This window comes from Roseovarius sp. SK2 (assembly GCF_028807495.1).
GTDB lineage: Bacteria > Pseudomonadota > Alphaproteobacteria > Rhodobacterales > Rhodobacteraceae > Roseovarius > Roseovarius confluentis.
This window is the reverse complement of the sequence record NZ_JARAMK010000032.1, coordinates 1-1,595: the sequence shown is the minus strand read 5'-3', so window position 1 is coordinate 1,595 and position 1,595 is coordinate 1. Positions and strand designations below refer to the sequence as shown.

3 protein-coding genes are annotated in these 1,595 nt (G+C 62.8%); all 3 read right to left on the bottom strand.

The features are described from left to right. On the bottom strand, positions 1–496 hold a 496-nt coding region (locus PVV74_RS22785; RefSeq protein WP_274594790.1), incomplete at its 3' end, for a Bug family tripartite tricarboxylate transporter substrate binding protein. A 120-nt stretch (positions 497–616) separates the two neighbouring features. Beyond that, a complete protein-coding gene (locus PVV74_RS22780) occupies positions 617–1,489 on the bottom strand; it encodes a universal stress protein (protein WP_274594789.1) in 873 nt (290 codons plus the stop codon). Positions 1,490–1,492: 3 nt separating this feature from the next. Then, positions 1,493–1,595: formate--tetrahydrofolate ligase (locus tag PVV74_RS22775; RefSeq protein ID WP_274593577.1), on the bottom strand; the 103-nt coding region annotated here is incomplete at its 5' end.

Sequence of the window (1,595 nt, the reverse complement as noted above, 5' to 3'; positions counted from 1 at the left end):
TGTCTTCCTGGCCCGACCCGGTGCCGCCGACTTTCCAGTCCTTGCCCGCTTCGGACACGGCCGCGTTGAAGCTGTCGAGATCGGTGATGTCCTCGCGGTCGGTGTTGACCCACAGCAGGAACGTGTCCATCGCCATCAGGCCGATCGGCGTGAACTCGGTCACGTCGATGCCCAGGTCCTCCTGGATGATCGGCGTGGTGTAGAAGCTGTTCAGCGTCATCATGACGGTGTGGTTGTCGCCCGTCTTGTCCTGCATGTAGCGCAGCGCCTCGGCGCCCGACCCGCCCGGCTTGTTGATCGGGATGAACGGCCGCGGGCTCAGGTCCTTCTTCTGGATCAGGCCTTGCAGCAGGCGTGCGATCTGGTCCGCGCCACCGCCGGTGCCGGCCATGATGATGAACTCGACCGGTTTTTTCGGCTGCCATTCCGCCAGCGCCGCCGGCGCCGTCAATGCCAGAGCCGATGCACTCGCAACGAGTAGTTTAAACGTATTCATGGTTATCCTCCCTATGGTCTCCATGTGTGTCGAGGCTGGTGCGCGCTGTTTCTTGATATGGTTGGCGCCTGCCCCATTCTTGGTACTGCAGTCAGTCTTCGCCTGTCCTCCCTTCTCTCCTCAATGAACCATGACGACGGGAAAATCCGCCTCGGCGACAACGACTTGCGAGTTGCCACCGAACAGGGATTCCCGTTCGTAACTGTCGTGATAGGCGCCGATGATCAGCATGCCGGCGCCCGCCGCGCGGGTTTCCGACAGAAGCTGCCGGCCCACGTTGCGCCCCTCCGCCTGGAACATCCGGATCTCGGACGCAACGCCGCGCAGTTCGAGATAGCGCTGCAACTGATCCGCCCCGGGATGTTCGTCCTTGGGGCTGTCACCGGTGTGCAGGATCGTGACCTTCTTGGCGCTGGAAATCAGCGGCATCGCCATGGCCACGGCCCGCGTCGCCTCGAGCGACCCGTTCCAGCCGATGGCCACGTGATCCGCGAAATCCGCGTCCGACACGTCGTTATCGGGGCACATCATCACCGGGCGACCCGACGAAAACAGCGCCGATTTCAGCGTGTTGACCCCGAGGTTCATCTCCTGGTCCGGCTTGGCCACGCAGACAATGTCGCACAGGCGACCGTATCTTTGCACCGCATCGACCTGTTTGCCCTCGTATTCGATGAACCGCGTCGTCGGCTTGTCCATCTCGTGATCAGCGATCTCGAGCCCGAGTTTCTTGGCTTGCTTCTCGAACTCACCGTAGAGCTGGTCGCGGGTCACGTCGGCATTGGCATGCGCCGCATCCTCGATCTGGCGGCGCAGCATGGTCGGGATCACGACGCCGTACGGCATCATGTCCTCGGTTTTCGGATGACAATGCACCACGCGGACCCGGGCACCGAAGCGCCGCGCCAGGGCGGCGGCGTGGGCAAAGACGTTGTCGCCTTTGCCGTCGCCCCGCACCGGAAGCATGATGCTGTGGATGGAGTCGTAAGCCATGGCTTAGAACAATCCTTCGATTTCGCCCTGGTCGTTCAGGCGGATGGATTCGGACGCGGGGCGGCTGGGCAGGCCCGGCATGGTCATGATCTCGCCGCAGACGACG

What these genes read in the sequence shown, in the direction of transcription:
- PVV74_RS22780 (WP_274594789.1), bottom strand. Translation starts at nt 1,489, where the DNA reads ATGGCTTACGACTCCATCCACAGCATCATGCTTCCGGTGCGGGGCGAC.